General features: G+C 67.8%; 18 protein-coding genes and 1 riboswitch. Of the genes, 5 read left to right on the top strand and 13 right to left on the bottom strand.

Annotation, left to right across the window (positions count from 1 at the left end):
* Positions 1 to 134 precede the first annotated feature (134 nt).
* The 7 genes from gcvP to ACFXIV_RS24125 form a co-directional block, all read right to left on the bottom strand.
* Complete coding sequence (gcvP, locus tag ACFXIV_RS24155) at positions 135 to 2,975, bottom strand: aminomethyl-transferring glycine dehydrogenase (protein ID WP_379402043.1); 2,841 nt, start codon at positions 2,973 to 2,975, stop codon at positions 135 to 137.
* Positions 2,976 to 3,138: 163 nt separating this feature from the next.
* Positions 3,139 to 3,234, bottom strand: a riboswitch (glycine riboswitch).
* A gap of 139 nt (positions 3,235 to 3,373) precedes the next feature.
* The gene (locus tag ACFXIV_RS24150; protein ID WP_354850586.1) at positions 3,374 to 3,940 is read right to left on the bottom strand and encodes a MerR family transcriptional regulator; all 567 of its coding nucleotides are present in this window, start codon (positions 3,938 to 3,940) and stop codon (positions 3,374 to 3,376) included.
* A gap of 207 nt (positions 3,941 to 4,147) precedes the next feature.
* The gene (locus ACFXIV_RS24145) at positions 4,148 to 4,621 is read right to left on the bottom strand and encodes a bifunctional nuclease family protein (RefSeq protein WP_040807814.1); all 474 of its coding nucleotides are present in this window, start codon (positions 4,619 to 4,621) and stop codon (positions 4,148 to 4,150) included.
* Between the two features lie 67 nt (positions 4,622 to 4,688).
* The gene (locus tag ACFXIV_RS24140; RefSeq protein WP_379402044.1) at positions 4,689 to 5,474 is read right to left on the bottom strand and encodes a MerR family transcriptional regulator; all 786 of its coding nucleotides are present in this window, start codon (positions 5,472 to 5,474) and stop codon (positions 4,689 to 4,691) included.
* 44 nt (positions 5,475 to 5,518) lie between these two features.
* Positions 5,519 to 5,986, bottom strand: a complete 468-nt coding sequence (gene garA, locus ACFXIV_RS24135; RefSeq protein ID WP_354850581.1) for a glycogen accumulation regulator GarA — start codon at positions 5,984 to 5,986, stop codon at positions 5,519 to 5,521.
* A gap of 185 nt (positions 5,987 to 6,171) precedes the next feature.
* Positions 6,172 to 6,570 (bottom strand): glycine cleavage system protein GcvH, encoded by a 399-nt coding sequence (gene gcvH / locus ACFXIV_RS24130; protein WP_379402045.1) that lies wholly within the window; start codon positions 6,568 to 6,570, stop codon positions 6,172 to 6,174.
* Between the two features lie 62 nt (positions 6,571 to 6,632).
* Positions 6,633 to 7,250 (bottom strand): CDP-alcohol phosphatidyltransferase family protein, encoded by a 618-nt coding sequence (locus ACFXIV_RS24125; RefSeq protein WP_379402046.1) that lies wholly within the window; start codon positions 7,248 to 7,250, stop codon positions 6,633 to 6,635.
* A 217-nt stretch (positions 7,251 to 7,467) separates the two neighbouring features.
* Between ACFXIV_RS24125 and ACFXIV_RS24120 the strand changes: the two genes are divergently transcribed.
* Both ACFXIV_RS24120 and ACFXIV_RS24115 read left to right on the top strand, forming a co-directional pair.
* Positions 7,468 to 9,162: a GMC oxidoreductase gene (locus ACFXIV_RS24120; protein ID WP_379402047.1), complete on the top strand. Its 1,695-nt coding sequence runs from the start codon at positions 7,468 to 7,470 to the stop codon at positions 9,160 to 9,162.
* 83 nt (positions 9,163 to 9,245) lie between these two features.
* Complete coding sequence (locus ACFXIV_RS24115; RefSeq protein ID WP_379402048.1) at positions 9,246 to 10,130, top strand: nuclease-related domain-containing protein; 885 nt, start codon at positions 9,246 to 9,248, stop codon at positions 10,128 to 10,130.
* Here ACFXIV_RS24115 and ACFXIV_RS24110 read toward each other — a convergent pair.
* From ACFXIV_RS24110 to ACFXIV_RS24095, 4 genes are all read right to left on the bottom strand, one after another.
* Positions 10,105 to 10,773: a phosphatase PAP2 family protein gene (locus tag ACFXIV_RS24110; protein ID WP_379402049.1), complete on the bottom strand. Its 669-nt coding sequence runs from the start codon at positions 10,771 to 10,773 to the stop codon at positions 10,105 to 10,107. The two genes, ACFXIV_RS24115 and ACFXIV_RS24110, sit on opposite strands and share 26 nt — an antisense overlap.
* 31 nt (positions 10,774 to 10,804) lie before the next feature.
* Positions 10,805 to 11,437 carry a cytochrome b gene (locus tag ACFXIV_RS24105; protein WP_379402050.1) on the bottom strand — a complete coding sequence of 211 codons (633 nt, stop codon included), beginning with the start codon at positions 11,435 to 11,437 and terminating at the stop codon, positions 10,805 to 10,807.
* Entirely contained in the window at positions 11,434 to 12,501 is a 1,068-nt protein-coding gene (locus ACFXIV_RS24100; protein WP_379402051.1) for a catalase family peroxidase, read from the bottom strand. The genes ACFXIV_RS24105 and ACFXIV_RS24100 overlap by 4 nt, the downstream gene beginning before the upstream one ends.
* Before the next feature lie 284 nt (positions 12,502 to 12,785).
* Positions 12,786 to 14,693 carry an acyl-CoA dehydrogenase gene (locus ACFXIV_RS24095; RefSeq protein ID WP_379402052.1) on the bottom strand — a complete coding sequence of 636 codons (1,908 nt, stop codon included), beginning with the start codon at positions 14,691 to 14,693 and terminating at the stop codon, positions 12,786 to 12,788.
* Between the two features lie 132 nt (positions 14,694 to 14,825).
* Between ACFXIV_RS24095 and ACFXIV_RS24090 the strand changes: the two genes are divergently transcribed.
* From ACFXIV_RS24090 to ACFXIV_RS24080, 3 genes are all read left to right on the top strand, one after another.
* Entirely contained in the window at positions 14,826 to 16,217 is a 1,392-nt protein-coding gene (locus ACFXIV_RS24090) for a threonine/serine exporter ThrE family protein (protein ID WP_379402098.1), read from the top strand.
* Between the two features lie 140 nt (positions 16,218 to 16,357).
* Positions 16,358 to 18,589 carry an MMPL family transporter gene (locus ACFXIV_RS24085; RefSeq protein ID WP_379402053.1) on the top strand — a complete coding sequence of 744 codons (2,232 nt, stop codon included), beginning with the start codon at positions 16,358 to 16,360 and terminating at the stop codon, positions 18,587 to 18,589.
* A gap of 22 nt (positions 18,590 to 18,611) precedes the next feature.
* Positions 18,612 to 19,082, top strand: coding sequence for a GNAT family N-acetyltransferase (locus tag ACFXIV_RS24080; protein WP_379402055.1), 471 nt, complete (start codon positions 18,612 to 18,614; stop codon positions 19,080 to 19,082).
* Here ACFXIV_RS24080 and ACFXIV_RS24075 read toward each other — a convergent pair whose 3' ends face one another.
* Positions 19,083 to 19,811, bottom strand: coding sequence for a TetR/AcrR family transcriptional regulator (locus tag ACFXIV_RS24075; protein WP_379402056.1), 729 nt, complete (start codon positions 19,809 to 19,811; stop codon positions 19,083 to 19,085).
* Positions 19,812 to 19,882: 71 nt separating this feature from the next.
* Entirely contained in the window at positions 19,883 to 21,109 is a 1,227-nt protein-coding gene (locus ACFXIV_RS24070; protein ID WP_354850552.1) for a cytochrome P450, read from the bottom strand.
* Positions 21,110 to 21,120: the final 11 nt, after the last annotated feature.

Raw genomic sequence — 21,120 nt, 5'->3', positions numbered from 1 at the left:
CCCCGTCTCCGCCCCGGGGCGGTCCCGGTGCCCCCGCCCCCGCCCCGCCTAATGGCCGTGCGGCACACGGGTCACGCCCCCCAGCGGTCCCGCACCCGCGGGGCCGCTTCACTTGCTCGACGGTCAGTCGCCGATCACTCGGCGTACGCGTCCAGCGGCGGGCACGAGCACACCAGATTGCGGTCGCCGTAGGCGCCGTCGATGCGGCGCACCGAGGGCCACACCTTGGCCCGGGCGTGCTTCACACCCATCGGGTAGACGGCGAGTTCGCGGCTGTACGGGTGATCCCATTCGCCCACCAGGCATTCCGCGGTGTGCGGCGCGCCGCGCAGTGGGTTGTCCTCGACCGGCCAGACCCCGGCCTCGACCTGGTCGATCTCGCCCTTGATGGCGATCATGGCGGCGATGAAAGCGTCCAGCTCTTCGAGGTTCTCGCTCTCGGTGGGCTCCACCATGAGGGTGCCCGCGACCGGGAAGCTCATGGTCGGGGCGTGGAAGCCGTAGTCCGCCAGGCGCTTGGCCACATCGTCGACGGTGACGCCGGTGCGCTTGGTGATCTCGCGCAGATCCAGGATGCACTCGTGGGCGACCATGCCGTTGTCGCCGGTGTAGAGCACCGGGAAGTGCGGATCCAGCTTGCGCGCAATGTAATTGGCCGAGGCGATGGCGGTCAGGGTGGCACGGCGCAGGCCGTCGGCGCCCATCATGCGGATGTAGGCCCAGGTGATCGGGAGGATCGAGGCCGAGCCGTACATGGCCGCCGACACCGCGTGCGAACCCTTTTCGAGGGGATTGCCCGGCAGGTACTGCGCCAGGTGCTCGCGCACCGCGACCGGACCCACGCCCGGGCCGCCACCACCGTGCGGGATGCAGAAGGTCTTGTGCAGGTTCAGGTGGCTGACATCGCCGCCGAACTTGCCCGGACGGGCCAGTCCGACAAGGGCATTGAGGTTCGCGCCGTCCACGAACACCTGGCCGCCGGCCTCGTGCACCAGCCCGCACAGCTCGGCCACCTCGTGCTCGTACACGCCGTGGGTGGACGGGTAGGTGATCATGATGCAGGCCAGCCGCTCGGCGTGGTCGGCGATCTTGGCACGCAGATCGTCGAGGTCGATATCGCCGTTGGGACGGGTCTTCACGACCTCCACCCGCATGCCCACCATGGCGGCGGAGGCGGCATTGGTGCCGTGCGCGCTGGAGGGGATCAGGCAGGTGTCCCGGTGCGAGTCACCGCGATCCAGGTGGTAGCGGCGAATGGCCAGCAGGCCCGCGTATTCGCCCTGGCTACCGGCATTGGGCTGCAAGGAAACCCGGTCGTAGCCGGTGACCGCGCACAGCCAGCCCTCCAGGTCCTCGATCAGCTTGATCAGGCCCGGGGCGTCCTCGACGGGGGCGTAGGGGTGCACCCGGTTGAAGCCCGGCCAGGTGATGGACTCCATCTCCGCGGCCGCGTTCAGCTTCATGGTGCAGGAGCCGAGCGGAATCATGCTGCGGTCCAGGGCGATGTCCTTGTCCGACAGCGCGCGCAGGTAGCGCAGCATGGCGGTCTCGGTGCGGTACCTGGTGAACGCGGGCGCGGTCAGGTACTCCGAGGTGCGGACCTCGATGTGCGGGCGCTGCTTGCCGTGGAAGAGCGCGCCCTCCGGGCCGACCGGGATCTCCGCGCCGAAGCAGTCCAGCACGTCGACCACATTGGCGTCGGTGGTGACCTCGTCACAGGCGATCGCCACATGATCGGCATCGACCAGCCGCAGGTTGATCCCGCGCCCCTTCGCCTTGGTCACAATGGATTCCGCACGCGCGGGCACCTTCACCAGCACGGTATCGAAGAAGGTCTGGTGCACCACCGCGTCGCCGAGCCCGGCGGCCAGCCACTGGGCATGCCCGTGCACCCGGCGCGCGAGCGAGCGCAGCCCGTCCGCGCCGTGATACGAGGCGTACATGGCGGCCAGGATGGCCAGCAGCACCTGCGCGGTGCAGATGTTCGAGGTCGCCTTCTCGCGGCGAATGTGCTGCTCACGGGTCTGTAGGGCGAGCCGGTAGGCCAGGTTGCCGTCCGCGTCCACGGACACGCCGACCAGGCGGCCCGGCAGCTGCCGCGCGTGCGCGCTGTGCACCGCGAGGTAGCCGGCGTGCGGCCCGCCGAAGCCCAGCGGCACGCCGAAGCGCTGCGTGGTGCCGAAGCAGGCGTCCGCGCCCTGCTCCCCCGGCGGCGTAATCAGCGTCAGCGCAAGCAGATCCGCGCCGACCGCCACCAGTGCGCCCCGCGCGTGCGCGGCCTCGATGACCGGCGCCCAGTCGACGATGCGGCCGGACGCTCCCGGCTGCTGCACGATCACGCCGAAGAAGTCGCCCTCGGGCAGCTGCCCGTCCGCCAGATCGGCCTCGACGATCTCGATGCCCAGCGGCTCGGCCCGGGTGTAGAGCAGCGTCCGGGTCTGCGGGAACAGATCGGTGTCGATGAGCAGCCGCCCGGACTTGCTCTTGCGGTTGGCCCGCTGCAGCAGCGTCATGGCCTCGGCCGCCGCGGTGGCCTCGTCCAGCATGGAGGCGTTGGCGACCTCCATGGCGGTCAGGTCGGCGACCATGGTCTGGAAGTTCAGCAGCGCCTCGAGGCGGCCCTGGCTGATCTCCGGCTGGTACGGCGTGTACGCCGTGTACCAGGCCGGATTCTCGACGAGATTGCGCAGCAGCACCGGCGGGGTGAGGGTGTCGTAGTAGCCCAGCCCGATCATGGAGGTGGCCACGGTATTCGAATTCGCCAGCGCCGCAAGCTCGGCGAGCGCCTCGTGCTCGGACAGCGCGGCGGGCAGCGCGTTGAGCCCATTGCCCTCGGGCGCGTCCAGGATGCCGGCGGGCACGGCCCGGGTGGCGAGTTCGTCCAGCGACTCGACGCCCACGGTCTCCAGGATGCGGCCGGTCTCGCCGCTGTCGGGGCCGATGTGGCGGTCGGCGAAGGATCGAGTCCAGATCACGGCTGCTCTCCAAAGGGGTGGGCGGGGGTCGGCCCGGCGGCCGACGTGTCGTCTGCCCTCCCCCTCTGTCCTCGATGCCTGAGAGATTCGGACCCCGGCCTTGCGGCCGTTGACCTTTCACCATGGGCGGGTGACGCGAGGTCACCACTTTCCAGAGGCGTCGAAACTCCGCACGGTCCCTGGTGCCTGAGAGATTGACGGGGAGGTGCTGCTCCTTCGGCGTCCGAGACTATCCCCGGAACTCTCCCGCACGGCTGCGACGCACTGTCAGTCTAAGCGGCGCCAGGTTACAAGAATGTTGCCTGGGCAGGTTTCAGACTGTGGCGCAGTTCAAACGACCTGCCCCGGATACCCGAAACGCGCGCCGCAAGAAGCGACGCGCGTCCGGAAAAGGCTGCCTAGCCGGTCTTGCTCATGCGGGCCTTGCGGCGGAAGGACAGCTCGTCCTCGGGACGGTCCGAGGTGGTCGCGGTCTCGGCGCGCTCGGCCGGGAAGTTGGCGATCGCTCCGGTGAGTTCGCGCATGGCGCCACTGACGGCGATGCCGAACACGCCTTGGCCACCCTGCAGTAAATCGACCACTTCTTCGGCGGAGGAGCACTCGTAGACGGTGGTGCCGTCGGAGAAGAGGGTGATCCCGGCGAGGTCTTCGACGCCCCGGCTGCGCAGGTGATCCACGGCGATGCGGATGTTCTGCAGCGAGATGCCGGCGTCGAGGAGCCGCTTGACGATCTTCAGGACCAGGATGTCCTTGAACGAGTACAGGCGCTGGCTGCCGGATCCGGTGGCACTGCGGATGGACGGGACGACCAGTCCGGTGCGGGCCCAGTAATCGAGCTGGCGGTAGGTGATGCCGGCCACCTGGCAAGCGCTGGGCACGCGGTAGCCGACGAGTTCGTCGGGCACCGTGTCATCGGGGAACAGCCCTGGCTGCACCACATCCTGAGGTTGCGGTTGATCTCCCACTGACTACTCCCTTACTGCTTACCTATCAGGGCTCGGGCTCTGTCAATCGACTCTGGAGCGTTGGCCTAACAATCGAGGCTACTCCCCTGATTGTCGCGGCAGAATCGGCACCGGCAAAGCTTGATCAGCCGCGTGTTTTTAACCCTAAACCTGAGGTAGAGACCCTGTTTTGTCCTGTTTGGAGATCATTACCAGGTCAGGAACTGGTCAGCTGTCCGTGGCCTTGAAATCATCGGGAGATACCGATTCGAGAAACTCCTTGAACTTCTCGACCTCGTCCTCGCGCTCGTCCGGCATGACCAGTCCGGCCTCTTCCAGCACCGGCTCCTCGGCATAGATCGGGCAGCCCACCCGCAGCGCGATGGCCACCGAATCCGAGGGCCGCGCGGAGATGCGGAGATCGTTCTCGAAGACCAGGTCGGCGTAGAAGGTGCCCTCCTGCAGATCCACGATCCGCACCTCTTTGAGGGTGTGCCCGAGCTCCTTGATCAGGATCTTGATCAGATCGTGGGTCAGCGGGCGGATGGGCGTGACGCCCTCCTGCTCCAGCACGATCGCGGTGGCCTCGGCCTGGCCGATCCAAATAGGTAGATAGCGGTCGCCGGAGACCTCTCGGAGCAACAGCACGGGCTGATTCTGTGGTTGTTCGACACGGATGCCGATCACACGCATTTCGCTCATCGCACTGCCTCCCAAGATCCTCACCGGCCGCCCAACCCGGCTGTAATACCGAGTCTAGGCGAAGAATTCAGCCCCCGAGGGAAGCGCGCACAGAGGTCTTCACCAGGCAGGTGTGCAGAGTCAGCGACAATGCCGCCAACTCGCGGACCGTCTCCTCGGCCCGGGCACGGGCATCCGCGTCGCGGCTCTTGGCGATCGGCGCCGCGATCTGCGCGACCATGGCGGCCTCGCGATCGGCGGCCAGTTTGAAGGCGCGCAGATGCCTTGCCTCCAAACCGAATTCACTCAGAGCCTTGGCGGTGCGGGCCAGCGTGACGGCGTCACCGTCGAAATAGCCTGCGGCACCGGGGGTAATGAGGTTGGCGCGAATCAGCTCGGTCAGGAACTTCTCGTCGATGCCCGCCTGCTCGAGCAGATCCGCCCGGGTGATCCGGATTTCGTGGTCGAACCGGAGCTCCTCGGGCGATACCTCACCGGGCACGGCGTTCAGCCGCCGCAGGCGACCGCCTCCATTGGGCGACAGACCATCTCTCGTGTCGGGCCCAGGTCTGGAATCGGGCACGGCCCCTCCCACGGCGTTCGCCCGGGCCCGGGCCTCCCGGACCCCGAGCGTCGCCGCCCCACTGTCGATCGCTTCGAGCTGTTCCTTGATCACCTTCAACGGCAGGTACTGATCCCGCTGCGCGGTCAGCACGAAGCGCAGGCGCTCGACGTCCGCCACATGAAAGCGGCGGTACCCCGAGGGCGTGCGCTCCGGGCTGATCAGGCCCTCCGACTCCAGGAATCGGATCTTGGAGATGGTGATGTCCGGAAAATCCGGACGCAGGAGATCCAGCACGGAGCCGATCGACATGCCTCCGCGCGTCCACTGCGCTGCGCCAGTCATTCCGCTCGGTCCTATAGACCCGAGTCGCTCGTCGCCGGTCGCGGTCCCGTCAGGAAGACGAGACGGAACTTGCCGATCTGGACCTCGTCACCGTTCTGCAGCTCCGAGGAATCCACCGGCTCCCGGTTGACGTAGGTGCCGTTGAGGCTGCCCACGTCGACGACCTGGAAGGTGTCGTCGTCCTGGCGGAATTCCGCGTGACGCCGGCTGACGGTGACATCGTCCAGGAAGATGTCGCTGTCGGGATGGCGTCCCGCCGAGGTGGTCGGCTGGTCGAGCAGGAAGCGCGAGCCGGCGTTCGGACCACGCTTGACCACCAGCAGGGCCGCGCCCGCGGGCAGGCCCTCCACTCCCTGCACCGGCTGCTCGCCGGTCTGCTCGGTGCGCGACGTGTCGACCTCGTTCAGGAAGTCGGCACGGAACACCGAAGTGGTCTCTGCTGCCGTTTCCTGGTAACCCGGGTCCTTGTTCTCGCTCACCCTTGCTCTCCTCCTCGAACCGAATAATCCATGCAAGCAGTTGATGCCCTCAGCGATGCGGCACTCCGGCCGCTCCCCGCTTCGGGTAGGTCCGGATAATCCGGACACCGGCTGCGCGCACTTCTGTTGGCATTGACCGTACCCTGCCAGGGCGTACCCGTGCAGGTAGAACTGTGAAGGCTCCTTCAGCCTCCGATAACTCCTTGATAACCTGCGGCATCGAGGAGCTTTCCGAGCGCCGCTTCGAGCGCCTCGGCGGACTCCGCCTCGACCTCGAAGAGCCACCCGTCGCCGTAGGCGTCGGAGTTGACCGTCTCGGGTTCGGCATCCAGAAGATCGTTCACCGCAACGACTTTCCCGGCCAGCGGGGCGTAGATGTCGGACACGCTCTTGGTGGATTCGATCTCGGCGATGCCGTCACCGCTCGCCACGTCGGAGTCCACCGCCGGCAGCTGCACGAACACGACGTCACCCAGCTGCGACTGCGCGTAATCGGTGATACCCACCCGCACCCGGGTCGGACCCACTTTGCTCACCCACTCGTGCTCTTCGGAGTAGCGCAAATCCTCGGGTACTGCGGTCACTGGCAGTGTCCTTTCAACGGGCGTTCCTCTCGGGATCGTCGTCGATCCGTCCGCCGCACACCCTATCGGGAGTGATCATGGTGTGGCACGGGCGGTATCGCTCGGGCCACGGCGACGGCTTTGCGGAGATACAGCATTCCGGTCCAGACGTAGACCGCCGTGCCCCAGATCAAGAATGCCCCACCGAACGCGCGGCCGAAACCTGCCGCCGCCCAGTCCATCTGCCCCGCCAGCAGCCAGGGCAGCGCGGACATCAGCGCGAAGGTGGCGGCCTTGCCCAGGTAGATGACCTCGGGCGGGGGGAGGTTGCGGCGCCGGTAGATGCCGAGGGTGAGGGTCAGGATCGCGTCGCGGCCGACCAGGATCAGCACCACCCACCAGGGCAGGATGCCGCGAATCAGGAAGCCGCCCAGGGTCGCCAGCAGGTAGAGGCGATCCACCAGCGGGTCGAGGATGGCGCCCAGTTTGGACGACTGATCCAGCAGGCGGGCCAGCTTGCCGTCCAGGAAGTCGGTGATGCCGCTGACGACCAGCAGCGCGAAGGCCCAGCCGTCGGCTTTCTCGGCGAGCAGCAGCCACAGGAAAACCGGGACGCCGATCAACCGGATCACGCTGAGCACATTGGGCACGGTGAGGATGCGGTCGCTGTAGACCGGTTCGGCGTTCCGTTCGGTTGTCACAACCCGGTCATACCCCAATCGCTGCGCCATCTCCATCCGGGCACGCCGCCGCGCCGCCGCCGGAGCCAACCGATATGTTCGCTGTCATACTCACCCGGTGAGAGAATGACATCAGTATTTTCTCATCGTATTGGAGGGGTGCGAATTCGCAGGGCGTGCTGCGGTTCGGGCCCGAGTGGTGAAGGCTGATCGGTACAGCCCAGGGAGAGGAAAGACCATGCCCGACTTCGACTATGACGTCGTCGTTATCGGCTCCGGGTTCGGGGGGAGTGTGAGCGCGCTGCGCCTGAGCGAGAAGGGCTACCGGGTGGCCGTGCTGGAAGCCGGCCGCCGCTGGAACGCCGAGGACATTCCCAAGACGAACTGGAATGTGCGCAAGTCGATCTGGGCCCCGCGGCTGGGGCTGACCGGCACCCAGCGCATCAGCATTCTGGGCAAGTGCGCGGTGTTCTCGGCGGCGGGCGTGGGCGGCGGGTCGCTGATCTACGGCAACACCCTCTACGAGCCGCTGCCGGCCTTCTACACCGACCGGCAGTGGGCCCACATCACCGACTGGCGCTCGGAGCTCGCGCCGTACTACGACCAGGCGCAGCGCATGCTGGGCGTGGCCCCGAATCCGCGCATGACCCCGGCCGACGACGTGATCCGTTCGGTGGCACAGGATCTGGGCGTGGCCGACACCTTCCACGCCACCAATGTGGGTGTGTTCTTCAACGAGGCCGCGCCGGGCGAGGAGGTGGACGACCCGTACTTCGGCGGGGCGGGACCGAGGCGCGCCGGCTGCATCCACTGCGCGCGCTGCTTCACCGGCTGCCCGCACAACGCCAAGAACACCACGCCCAAGAACTACCTGTACCTGGCCGAGCAGGCCGGCGCGCACGTGTTCGAGCTGACCACGGCCAGCAAGGTGCGGCCCATGACCGGCGGCGGCTACGCCATCGAGACGCAGCGCTCGGATCGCTGGATCCGCAAGGGGCGCAAGGTGTTCACCGCCGAGCAGGTGGTGTTCGCGGCGGCCGCGCTGGGCACCCAGAAGCTGCTGCACAAGATGCGGGACGAGGGTGTGCTGCCGAACCTGTCGCCGCGGCTGGGCGAGCTGACCCGGTCCAACTCCGAGGCCATCCTGAACGTGGTGAGCAAGGCCCGCGACGACTTCGCCGAGGGCATCGCCATCACCTCCTCGATCCATCCCGAGCCCGACACCCATGTCGAGGTGTGCCACTACGGCAAGGGCCAGAACGGCCTGTTCCCGCTGTCGGTGCCGCTGGTGGACGGCGGCGCGTTCCGGTTCCTGCGCTTCCTGCTGGCCATGGTGCTGCACCCGGTGGTGTTCGCGCGCAGTCTCAATGCCCGGCGGGCCTCGGAGAAGTCGGTCATCCTGCTGGTCATGCAGTCGCTGGACAACTCGCTGACCTCGTTCCGGCGCTGGGGGCAGCTGAAGACCAAACAGGGCATGGGCAAGCCGAATCCGACCTGGATCCCGCTCGCGCACGACGTCGGCCGCCGCTTCGGGGCGAAGGTCGACGGCGACGTGCAGATGCTGGCCATGGACGTGTTCAACATCCCGGCCACCGCCCACTACATCGGCGGCTGCGTCATCGGGGAGGGCCCGGAAAGCGGTGTGGTGGACCCGTATCAGCGCGTGTACGGCCATCCGGGCCTGCATATTGCCGACGGCTCGGCGGTGACGGCGAACCTGGGCGTTAACCCGTCGCTGACCATCACCGCCCAGGCCGAGCGCGCAATGGCGTTCTGGCCCAACCGAAACGAGGCCGATCCGCGGCCCGAGCTGGGCGCCGCGTATTGTCGGATCCGCCCTGTCCCGCCCAAGCACGCGGTGGTGCCGGACTTCGCGCCCGGCGCGTTGCGACTGCCCCTGTTCCCGAACGATCACGAGCTCTCCGCGTACTGAGCGCGGCGGCGTGGCCGGCGGTAGTTTGGGGTGTTGTGCCCGTACCATTCCCGGTATCGATTCGACGAGGAAGGTGAGAGCCGATGCTCGTCCGAGTGCAGAACGCCGCCGGCAGCCACGCCGAGAAGGTGCTCATCGATTGGCTGCGGACCTGGAAGGGCAGCACCGATCCCAAGGGCGTCGCCACCGTCAATTGCAGTCTGTTCCACGGCGATAAGCTGCATCCGTTCGACGCGGTGGTGTGGACGCCGACCAGCTGTGTGGTGATCGAGGCCGAGGCGCTGTCGGAGCGCATGGACGGCGAGCTCGAGATTCCGGTCAACGGCCCCTGGCGGGTCGGCGACCGGATCATCACCTTCGAGGGCGGCGACAAGCGCAGTCCGCTGGACAAGTCCCGCGATCACACCTTCGCGCTGCAGAACTGGCTGGCCGAGCGGGGACTCGGGCAGCGCGTCATCCACGGCATCGTGCTGGTGGTGCCGGCGCCCGGCTCGAATCTGCGGGTCACCCAGCTGTGGAACGATCCCAGCTTCCAGGTGCTGCTGGGCGACGAGCGGCGGCTGCGCGATCACTTCACCAGCCTGCTCTCGCGCGGGCGGCCGCAGTGGTCGGCCAATGACGTGGCCTGGGCGTTCCGCGGTCTGGGCATCCTGCCGTATCTGCCCGCGCCGCAGGATCTGCTGAACGAGGGCTTCCTGGGCCCGGTGGATCCGACGCTGTGGCACGGCGGTCCGCAGCAGGCCCAGGCCGAGGCCTTCGTCGAGGAGCAGGCGCGGCTGGAGCGCGAGCACTCGTCACGCGGTCTGAACATCCCCGAGCCGTGGTTCAGCCCGCGCAAGCTCTACCCGCGCCGCAGCGACCGGATCGAGGTGACCCGCGGGCTCATGCGGGTGATGCTGACGCTCGGTTTCGTGGTGGCCGCGCTGTGGGTGGTGTGGTTCATCATCGCGGTTGCGGCGTCGTATTAGACGGCGCCGCAACCGGTGTAGCCGTGAAGTAGCGGAACGGTAGGTAGAGGACGGTCACGAGCGCGACCGCGGCCGCCGTTCCGCCCAGGACGTCGGTCGGATGGTGGTATCCGAAACCGACCATGCCGATCATGACGGCCGGCAGCACCACCACCATGACGATCACCGTGCCGGTCCGCACGCGGGCGGATTCGGCCACCAGCGCGAAGGCGGTGACGACCGCGACCAGCTGGACGGTGTGCCCGCTGGGGTAGGCGAGATAGTGGTCGAGCCTGCGGTCCCAGAACGGTTTGAGCGCAAAGGTATTGACGGCCACCACAAGCTCGGGGGCCACCAGCGCGAATCCGGCCTGCCACCATTGGCGGCGGTAGGCGAACCACGCCGCGGAGGCGCACAGCAGCGGCAGGACGACGTAACTGTTACTGGGGAACACCAGGACTCGGTACACCCACGTGTGTGCGTCCAGCCCCGAGTGGATATCGCGCTCCAGCACCAGATCCGCGCTCGCCGACCCGCCGCCCGCCGGAAACGACAGCGGCACAAGCACAGTGACGATGATCCCCGCCAGCACGATGGCGGGCAGGGCGGCACGGCGTATCCGGTGATCCGGCGGGGTGGGGGCGGGCGCGGTCGATCGAGTCACGGCTGCACGATACCGACGGCCCGCCCGCGCCTCAGGATCGGCGCTCGAGCAGCATGCGCCGCAGCAGCCCGTCACGCAGCCCGATCGCATGCCACAGCACCGCGGACAGGTGGGCGGTGAACAGGGCCAGCAGCAGATAGGCCAGCCAGGAGTGCAGGGTGCGCAACTGTGCGTAGAGGTGCGCGTTCTCCGGCGCGATCGCGGGCAGGTGGATGCCGCCCCCGATCCGCACCGGAATCCCGGAGGCCGACACCAGCGCCCAGCCGACGACGGGCTGGAGCAGGAACAGCGCGTACAACGACAGCTCCGACGCCATCGCGATCCGGCGCTCGGCCGGTGACAGCGCCGCCGGGGCGGGCGCCCGCCGCAGCAGCCGGTTGACCAGCCGCGCCATGCCGAGCACCAGGATGGCGATGCCGACCGTCCGATGGACGCTCAGCAGCACGCCGTAATCCCCGACCGATCCGACCAGGGCGGCTCCGAGGAGCAGCATGGCCACGATGAGCACGGCCATCAGCCAGTGCAGCGCCCGCGTGGTCAGGTCGAAATGGCCCGCTCGCGCGGTGGGTTCGGCGGGCGCCGGGTCGTCGGCCTCGGGCACGTCCGGTGTCGCCGGATCCGGTTCCTCGACCGTGGTCCCGGCCGGTTCCATCGCCCCGCTCATGCCAGACCCTCCACCTGCAGCGGCTGCCGTGTCGCGGTCTCGCCCGCCCGGCGTCGATACGACTCGGCGTAGGCGGCCGAGCGTGCTTGCAGCACACGGTCGTCCGAGGCCGCGATGCCGTTCGGCAGTACCAGCGGATCGAAGTTGACGTCCCGCACATTGGCCGCGGACTCGCTCGCGACCCCGGTCAAAACCAGTGTGCCGGTGTCGATGCCGCGCCGCTCCGCAGGCCAGGGGATGGTCGGGTCGTGGGTCGGATCGGTGCCGCGATTGCCCATCACCGCGATCAGTTTCCAGCGCAGCGATTCCCGGCGGAGGTCCCGGACCAGCCCGGTGAAGAGCTGATCGTCACCGGATGCACCGGTGGCGCCGGTGGTTTCGGGTTCGAGCCGCCAGCGGACCGGAGTCCGGGTGCCGTGCGCGTCGACGCATTCGAAGGCGTTGAGGCCGTGGAAGGTCGAGGTGGCGAAGCTCGCCGTCGGCGGGTTCCGCTTGATGACCTCCAGTGCGGCAGCGGTTTTCGGATGCGTGGCCAGGTAGGCGCGTACTCGCTCCGGATCGGGTTTCCCGGTGGCCGGGTCGGGCGCGTAGGCCGCGGTCCGGTCGTGGAAGTCCTGGGCGGAGGGGTCGGTGAAGACGGGGATATTCAGCAGCGCCAGCCGCCATTCCTCTCCGGCGGGCAGGGTGACCCGCAGTCCGAGTCCCCGGCGCGCGTCGAGAACGTCGGGCGCGAACGGCTTGCCGCCCGCCAGCGAGAACCGCCCGTGCACCGGGTAGCTGCCGGGCCGGAACACCGCGGCCGTCGACAGCTCCGTTCCGGTCCCGTTGCTCTCGAAGCGTCCCGCCACCGCGACGCCCTTGGCATGGTTGCGCCGATAGCCCGGGACGAAACCGTTGGCGGCCTGCAGGCCGTCGACGATGCGCCGGGCGGTCAGCCGCGCCGGGCCGATGGCGTTCTCCGCGAACAGGAATCCGCCGACGCCGGCGGTTCCCGCAGCGGCGATCACCGCCGCGGCCAGCAGCGTGCGCCGATTCAGGGGTAGCGGACCGTTCTCCTCGCCCATTCGTATCTCCTCGTGTCGATCATCGAAACGGGAGAGACGATGCCGTGCGAGCGGGTGCGGACACCAAGCGACACGGCGGGTATCGGCATGACTTCACGGTTCCGTAAGAACTCGCGCGTCGCGGACGGTGGCGACGATCAGCCCGATCGTGCCGTCGCGGCTGCGGAGGGCCCGGCTCGGCATGGGTTTCGGTCCAGGCCGAGACGGCCTGGGTGACGCGGGTTGTGCGCAGTCTCTCAACGATGCACGGAGGCAATGGGATTCGGCTGCGACGGCGACCGGGGTCAGCCGAGCATGGCGGCGCGCAGCATGCCCTCCGGGACGCCGAGTCCCTCGATCAGGGTGAGCGCCTGCGGCCGCAGCCGATCGACGAGTTCGTTGACGCCGCGGCGCACCGCCTTGGCCCGCTCCACGGACATGAACCGGTGCATGATGTACCAGGCCTGGTTCTGCTCGATGGTCCAGTAGACGTACAGGTCGCAGACGGAATCGGCGAGGGCGCGCGCGTCCGGGTCCCCGATCTCCGCGATGCCGTCGATGAAGGCCTCCAGCACCAACCGCTCGATGTGCGCGGTGCCGGCGGCGAGGATGTGGTCCTGGGCATTGTTGAACGCCTCGAAGGGCCCGGTCTCCTTGGCGCGGGCCTGGAGCCGGTGCGCGGCGGTGCGGACCATGTAGTCCTCGCGATCGGCGAACAGCTGCAACTGGACCGACCGCCGGGACAGGTCGGCCTCGTCGACGGATTCGTCGCCGCGGTCGCGCAACCGCTGGATCATCTGCCGCACACCGGATCGCTCGCGCACCACATCGCGCGCCATGGTGGCCGCGAAGCGCACCCAGCCGAGGGCGTCGAGGTCGCGCACCTCATCGGCATAGGCAGTCAGCAAGTCCTTGGCTACCAGCTGGGTCAGGACCACGTTGTCACCTTCGAAGGTCGTGAACACATCGGTGTCGGCCTTGAGGGTGACCAGGCGGTTCTCGGTGAGATAGCCTGCGCCGCCGCAGGCTTCGCGGCATTCCTGGATCGCCTGGGTGGCGTGGCGGGTCTGGGCGACCTTGAGTCCGGCGGCGCGGTTCTCCAGGGCGCGCTGGGCGCGCGGGTCGGTGGTCTGGCCGGTCTGCACCAGGTGCATGCGGTGCACGAGATCGTTCTGCGCGAAAGCCAGTGCGTAGGAACGCGCTACGAGCGGCAGCAGACGGCGCTGATGGCTGCGGTAGTCCAGCAGCATCGTCTCCTCGCCGGTGTCGGGGTCGGCGAACTGGCGGCGCTGCTCGGCATAGCGGACGGCGATGCTGAGCGCGACCCGCGTGGCCGCCGAGGCCGCGCCGCCGACACTGATCCGGCCGCGCACGAGAGTGCCGAGGGTGGTGAAGAAGCGGCGGCTGGGGTTCTCGATCTCGGAGCTGTAGGTGCCGTCCGGTGCGACGTCGGCGTAGCGGTTGAGCAGGTTCTCCCGCGGAATCCGCACCTGGTCGAACAGGATTCGGCCATTGTCGACGCCCGGCAGGCCGCCCTTGAGACCGCAGTCGGAGGTGGTCACCCCGGGCAGGTCGCTGCCCGCCTCGTCACGGATGGGCACCAGGAAGCAGTGCACGCCCTTGCTCTCGCCGCCGGTGATCAGCTGCGCGAAAACCGCTGCCATGCGGGCGTGTTCGGCCGCGCCGCCGATGTAGTCCTTGCGGGCCGAGGGGGTCGGGCTGTGGACCACGAACTCCCGGGTCGCCGGATCGTAGGTGGCGGTGGTCTCCAGGTTGGCGACATCGCTGCCGTGCCCGGTCTCGGTCATGGCGAAGCAGCCGAGCAGGCGCAGCGGAATCAGTTCGTCGATGTACTCGCGGTGGCGCCCGGTGCCCAGGTTTTCGACCGCACCGCCGAAAAGACCCCACTGCACACCGCTTTTCACCCACAGCGACAGGTCGGTGTAGGCCAGCATCTCCAACGCGGTGACCACCCCGCCCGGGTCACCCGGGCTGCCGTCCGGGTGCCGGAAGCCACCCTCGACCCAGCCGAAGGAGGCGACCAGCTGCATCTGGTCCAGCACGCGCGCCCGCGCCGCCTTGATGTCGAGGGCGGGGTCGCCGTAGAGGCGATCGTCGTCGAGGATGCCCCGCGCTCGTTCGCGCACGTCACGCCAGGGGCCGTCGAGTGCCGCGCGTAGCTGTTCCGAAATCGAAACGCCGCTCGTCGCCATACTCGAAAACACTACTGCCATCGAACTGCTCAACCTGGTGATCTCCCGCACCCGTGTACGTTTCTGTATGTGAGCACCGATGTGGCTATCGAGGCGGAGGCGCCTTCCGGGCTGCGCGCCCGGTGGCGTCGGATGCTGACCGGCGCGGTGGACCGCTTGGTCGCGGACCGCCGCGCGACCGTCGACGCGGTGGTCGAGGCGCCCGCTCCGGTCCAGCCGATCGATGTCACCGACGACGCGACGGTCACCGAGGTGATGGATCTGGCCGAGCGGGTGGGCGAGGTGGTGCTGGCGTCCGGGACCGCGGTCATGGACACCACGACGCAGATCGAATTCATCGCCTCCACCTACGGGCTGTCCAAGTGCGATATCGACGTCACCTACAACTCGATTCGTATCTCCGCCGACCGGGGACCGCGGCTGCCGCCGTACAGCACCATGCGCGTCGTGCATTACCGGTCGCTCGACTTCACCCGCCTCGCGGCGGCCGATCGGCTGACCCGCCGCATCCGCCGGGAACTGGTGCCGCCGCAGGAGGCGCTGGCGGCGCTGGACGAGATCACTTCCGCGCCGCACCCGTACCCGCGGTGGCTCGCCACGGTCGGCTGGGCGGTCATGGCCGCGGCGGTGGCGCTGCTGCTCAATGGCGGCCTGCTCATCGCCCTGCTGAGCTTCGCCGCCACCACCATGATCGATCGCACCAACCGGATCCTGAATCGGCGCGGTCTGCCGTTCTTCTTCCAGCACATGGTCGGCGGCATCATTGCCGCTGTGCCCGCGGTCCTGGTCTCCACCTTCGCCGAGAGCCTGCATCTGGACCCCGCGCTCATCATCGCCGCCGGAATCACGGTGCTGCTGGCCGGTTTACAGCTGGTCGGCGCGGTCGAGGACGCCATTACCGGCGCGCCGATCACCGCGGCGGCGCGCATGCTGGAAGTGATCATGATGACCGGCGGCATCATCGCCGGCATCGCGTTCACGCTGCGGGTGGCGGAGGTGTTCGAGGCGACGGTTCCGATCGCCGACATGACCTCGACCGGCGATCTGACCAATCTGCCCCTGAAGCTGTTCGCGGGCGCGCTCATCTCGGCGGCCTTCGCGCTCGCCTGTTATGCGGAGCGGCGCGCCGTCGCGGCGGCAGCGGTCAGCGGTGCGGCGGCCACGATCGTCTATCTGCTGGTCCAGCACTTCGGATTCGGCCCGATCGTGTCGTCGGGTGTGGCGGCCACGGTGGTGGGTCTGGCCGGTGGTCTGGTGGCGCGCCGCGCCCTGACTCCCCCGTTGGTGGTGGCGGTCGCGGGCATCACTCCCCTGCTTCCCGGTCTGCGCGTCTATCGCGGCCTCTATGCACTGCTCAATGACGAATTGATCGTCGGGCTCAACCAATTGTTCGGTGCGTTCGCCGTCGGTCTGGCCCTGGCGGCAGGTGTGACCCTGGGCGAGTGGATGGCCCGCGATCTGCGCCGGCCCCGGATCGTGAAGCGCATGGGCTCGCTGCGCCGGCCACGGCTCAGCTCCGGGTGATCACAACCCGGCGATCCGGCACAGCCTTTTCACCAGGATCCATACTTGTTTTCTATCGCTAAATCACGTTCCGGAATTCACTTATTGTATTCTGATACAACGATTTTCACTCCTCGTGATCTTGACTGCTACCGTGCAGTATGACCACGAGAAGCCCGCGTGACCGCGATGTCTTCGCGCTATGGGGAAAACTCGTAGCCAACCACCGTTTTCTCGTTCTGGGCATCGTGGCGGCCGCCCTGCTCGGTCTCGGCGGCTACGCCTGGGGCTTCGAGAGCCGGCTCAGCGCGGGCGGTCTGGACGATCCGAACTCGGAGTCCGCGCAGGCGGCGGTGCTGGCCGCCAATGCGTTCGGGCCGAACCACGCCGCCGATGTGATCGTGCTCTATCAGGCACCCGATGGGAAAACCGTCGACGATCCGGATGTGAGCCAGTCGATCGTGGACAGCCTCAACGGGCTCACCCAGCGCTTCCCGAACGACATCGCCGGCGTGTACGCCACGTATTGGCCCGAGGTCTCCGCCATCCGTGGTTCCTCCGCGGCCTTCGCCACCAAGGACCGGACCCGCGCCGTCGCCTCCGTCGCGCTGAAGGACAATGCCGCCACGACCGTCAAGGACGCGTTCTCGATTCCGGGTATAAAGGTGTACGTCGGTGGCCTGCAACCGGTCTCGACCGCCCTGACCGACACCATTTCGGCCGATACCCATCGCATGGAATTGCTCGCCATTCCGGCGGTGGCGGTGCTGTTGTTCTTCATCTTCGGCGGCGTGGTCGCCGCGGCGCTGCCGCTCCTGATGGGCGTGCTGACGATTCTGGGTGCGAACGGCATCGTCCGGGCGATCACCAATGTGACCGAGGTGAATTCCTTCGTGGCGCCGGTCGTTTCGATGATCGGCCTGGGCCTGGCCATCGACTACGCATTGTTCATCGTGAGCCGGTTCCGCGAGGAGGTGGCCGCCGGCTACGACACACCCGCCGCAGTGCGGCGCGCGGTGATGACCGCGGGCCGCACGGTGTTGTTCTCGGCCACCATGATCGTCGCCAGCCTGGGCGGCATGCTGTTGTTCCCGCAGGGTTTCCTCAAGTCCATCGCGTACGGCGCGATCGCCACCGTCACCCTGGCGGCGCTGACGGCCGTCACGATTCTGCCCGCCATGCTGGCGATCCTCGGGCCGTGGGTGAATGCCCTGGGCATCAAGCGATTCCGCCGTACCGATTCGGCGCGAGAGGTGGAGGAGGGCTTCTGGGGCCGGTCCACCAGCTGGGTGATGCGGCATCCCCGCGAGATCACCGCGGTCCTGATCCTCGGATTGCTGGTGCTGATCGTGCCGGTCCGCAATATCGCCTTCGGCGGCTTCAGTGAGAAGTATCTGCCGCCGGACAATACGACTCGTGTCGCCCAGCAGCAGATCGACACCTATTTCCCGCTCCGCAAGCCCGACCCGATCGAGTTGCTCATCACCGCCAGTGACAGCACCGAGGTCGGCCCCTTCATCGAACAGGCGAGCCGCGCTCCCGGGCTGGTCACCACCGGGCCCTCGACCGGTTTCGAGATTCCGACCCGCTCCCAGACGCAGCCGAATGTCTATCGCACCCAGGCCTATCTGATCGATTCCACCAAGTACGACAAGACCATCGACTACCTGCGGGCACTGCCGGTCCCCGACGATATGACCGTACTGGTCGGCGGCGTGCCGACGGTTCAGCACGACGCCATCGCCGCGCTGCTGAAACGGCTGCCCCTGATGATCCTGCTGGTGCTGGCCATGACCACGCTGCTGATGTTCCTCACCTTCGGATCCCTGGTCCTCCCGCTGAAGGCCGCCTTCATGAGCGCGCTCGGCCTGGGATCCACGCTCGGCATCCTGACCTGGATCTTCACCGAGGGCCACGGCGCGACCCTGCTGAACTTCACCCCCCAGCCGATTCAGGCGAACATCCTGTTCCTGATCATCGCCATCATCTACGGCCTCTCCACCGACTACGAGGTTTTCCTGGTGTCCCGCATGGTCGAAGCCCGCGCGCGCGGCGCGACCACCGAGGAGGCCATCCGCTCCGGCACCGCCCAGACCGGCCGCATCATCACCGCCGCCGCCCTGATCCTGCTGGTGGTCACCGGCGCCTTCGCCTTCTCCGACCTGGTCCTCATGCAGTACATCGCCTACGGCATGATCGCCGCCCTGGTCATCGACGCCACCGTCCTGCGCATGCTCCTGGTCCCCGCTGCCATGAAGCTCCTGGGCGACCGCGTCTGGTGGGCGCCGGCCTGGATGAAGCGTATCCAGCAACGCATCGGCCTGAGCGAACCCGTCCTGCGCGACGAACCCGCCCACCTACGCCGCACCGAATTGGCCGACGCCCGAAGCTGATTCATCCCAGGACCCGATACCGATGATCGAAATCCAGGCCCTCCGACCCGACGATTGGGCCCTGTGGCGCGAGCTCCGGCTGCGGGCCCTCACCGAATCGGCGTCGGCCTTCGGTTCGACCCTTGCGGAGTGGAGTGGACCCGGCGACACCGAACAGCGCTGGCGCGCCCGGCTGACCGATGTCCCCCTCAACGTCATCGTGCGCTTGGACGGCACGCCCGTGGGGATGGCCGGCGCCTACATCCAGGACGACGAAGCGGCAGAACTGATCTCGCTGTGGGTCGCGGAGTCGGCCCGCGGTCGCGGCGTGGGTGATGCGGCCGTGCGCGCGGTTGTGGACTGGGCGGGCCGACGGGATGTCGTGCTCTCGGTCAAGTCCGGCAACGACAGTGCGATCGCGCTGTATCTCCGCCACGGATTCGTCGACGCCGGACCATCACCCGATGACGACTGCGAACGCTTCATGCGCCGCGTCCAGCAGAAAGTGGGCTGATCAGTCGGCGACGAGCCCGATGCCGCGGCCGATGTCGGCGAGGGTGGAGTCGAAGAGGACGTCGGGGTGGGAGATCTGGATCGGGTAGTTGCCGAAGACCTCGAGGGTGACGTGGCCGTAGAGGCGGGCCCAGAACTGGATCATGACGTAACTGACGCCGAGGTCCAGTTTTTCGGCGGGGAAGTTCTGGCCGGAATCGGCGAGGACGCTGAGGAGTTCGGTTTGGAACTTGATGAGGTCGTCGCGGAGTTCCGGGGGGATGAGTTCCAGCGGTGGGGTCACGACGGCGTAGTCGGTGAGGAGGCGGCCGGCGGCGCCGAGGAAGATGCGGCCGACGGGTTCGCCGAATTGCTGCATGGCGCTGGTGATTCCGGCGGTCACCGGGGAGGCGAAGACCAGGGTGAATTCGCGGGAGTGGGTGAGGGCCCAGCGGCGGAAGCCGCGGCAGATGGCGAAGAAGCGGACGCCCGCGTCGTCGGGGAGGCCCTCGATGGCGGCCTCCAGATCCTTTGCCAGATCGGCACATACGTCCGTACGGACGGCGGCGACGAGATCGTCGCGGGATTCGTAGTACCGGTAGAGCGCGGGAGCGGTGATGCCCAGCTCCCGCGCGATGGCCCGCAGCGTGATCGCATCGGGCCCTTGGTCGACCAGCAGTGACCGCGCGACGCGCCGGATGTCGGCGTCGCTGACCGCCGGCATCCGGCCGCGTCGGCGAGGTTCACTCATGCTGACTCCATAGGTCGAAAGAACGGGGCCCCTACCGGGTTACGCACACTACCTCCTCGGGGCCCGGACGCTCATTCGTACGCGACTTCCCAGCTCTTGATGCCGTTGAGCCAGCCCGAGCGCAGGCGCACCGGCTCGGAGATCTGGTGCAGGTTCGGCATCACGTCGGCGATCGCGTTGAAGATCAGATCCAGCTGCAGGCGAGCCAGATTCGCGCCCACGCAGTAGTGGGTGCCGGTGCCGCCGAAGCCGACGTGCGGGTTGGGGTTGCGCAGCACGTTGAACTTGTACGGGTCTTCGAAGTAGTTCTCGTCGAAGTTGGCCGCGCTGTAGAACATGCCGACGCGCTGGCCCTTCTGGATCAGCTGGCCGCTGAGCTCGACGTCCTCGATGGCGGTGCGCTGGAAGGCGATGACCGGGGTGGCCCAGCGGACGATCTCGTCCGGAGCGGTGCGCGGACGCTGCTCCTTGTAGAGCTCCCACTGGTCCGGATTGTCCACGAACGCTTTCATACCGTGCGTGGTGGCGTTGCGGGTGGTCTCGTTGCCGGCGACCGACAGCAGGATCACGAACCAGGCGAACTCGTCCGACGCCAGCGACTCGCCGTCGATGTCGGCCTGCAGCAGGGTGGAGGCGATGTCGTCCATCGGGCAGGCGCGGCGCTGCTCGGCCAGGTTCCAGGAGTAGCCCATGACCTCGGCGGTGGCGACCTTGTGGTCACCGTTGAACTCCGGGTCGTCGTAGCCGATCATCTGGTTGGACCAGTCGAAGATCTTGCCGCGGTCTTCCTGCGGGATGCCGATGAGCTCGGCGATGGCCTGCAGCGGCAGCTCGCACGCGACCTGCTCGACGAAGTTGCCGGAGCCGTTCTTCTTGGCCTCGTGCACGATTCGCTCGGCGCGCTCGCGCAGTGCGTTGCGCAGCGACTCGATGGCGCGCGGGGTGAAGCCCTTGGAGATGATCCGGCGCAGCTTGGTGTGGCGCGGCGGGTCCATGTTCAGCAGCAGGTAGCGCTGCACCTCGATCTCTTCGCGGGCGATGTCGCCGTAGAAGCGGATGACCGCGGTGTTCTCCTCGTTGGAGAAGGTCTCCGGGCTCTTGGAGATCTCCTTGATGTCATCCATCTGGGAGATGGCCCAGTAGCCGCCATCGTCGAAGCCGGTGAGGCCATTGGCCTGCGGCACCCAGAAGGGCTTGGCCTGCTTGCGGAGTGCGGCGAACTCTTCGACCGGCAGACGCTGCGCGAGCAGGTCAGGGTCGGTGAAGTCGAAACCGGTGGGGATGGACGGCGCGGACACGGAACCTCCTT

The sequence above is a fragment of the Nocardia sp. NPDC059236 genome, from assembly GCF_042754085.1.
In the GTDB taxonomy this organism is placed as follows: Bacteria; Actinomycetota; Actinomycetes; order Mycobacteriales; family Mycobacteriaceae; genus Nocardia.
The sequence above is the reverse complement of the archived record's forward strand: the minus strand, read 5'-3'. Positions and strand labels throughout refer to the sequence as shown.

Coding starts and splice junctions, on each gene's coding strand:
- ACFXIV_RS24100 (WP_379402051.1), bottom strand. CDS start 12,501: ATGGGCGAGGAGAACGGTCCGCTACCCCTGAATCGGCGCACGCTGCTG.
- ACFXIV_RS24095 (WP_379402052.1), bottom strand. CDS start 14,693: ATGGCGACGAGCGGCGTTTCGATTTCGGAACAGCTACGCGCGGCACTC.
- ACFXIV_RS24080 (WP_379402055.1), top strand. CDS start 18,612: ATGATCGAAATCCAGGCCCTCCGACCCGACGATTGGGCCCTGTGGCGC.
- ACFXIV_RS24120 (WP_379402047.1), top strand. CDS start 7,468: ATGCCCGACTTCGACTATGACGTCGTCGTTATCGGCTCCGGGTTCGGG.
- ACFXIV_RS24140 (WP_379402044.1), bottom strand. CDS start 5,474: ATGTCGATCGGCTCCGTGCTGGATCTCCTGCGTCCGGATTTTCCGGAC.
- ACFXIV_RS24115 (WP_379402048.1), top strand. CDS start 9,246: ATGCTCGTCCGAGTGCAGAACGCCGCCGGCAGCCACGCCGAGAAGGTG.
- ACFXIV_RS24105 (WP_379402050.1), bottom strand. CDS start 11,437: ATGAGCGGGGCGATGGAACCGGCCGGGACCACGGTCGAGGAACCGGAT.
- ACFXIV_RS24145 (WP_040807814.1), bottom strand. CDS start 4,621: ATGAGCGAAATGCGTGTGATCGGCATCCGTGTCGAACAACCACAGAAT.
- ACFXIV_RS24090 (WP_379402098.1), top strand. CDS start 14,826: ATGCTGACCGGCGCGGTGGACCGCTTGGTCGCGGACCGCCGCGCGACC.
- ACFXIV_RS24075 (WP_379402056.1), bottom strand. CDS start 19,811: ATGAGTGAACCTCGCCGACGCGGCCGGATGCCGGCGGTCAGCGACGCC.
- ACFXIV_RS24085 (WP_379402053.1), top strand. CDS start 16,358: ATGACCACGAGAAGCCCGCGTGACCGCGATGTCTTCGCGCTATGGGGA.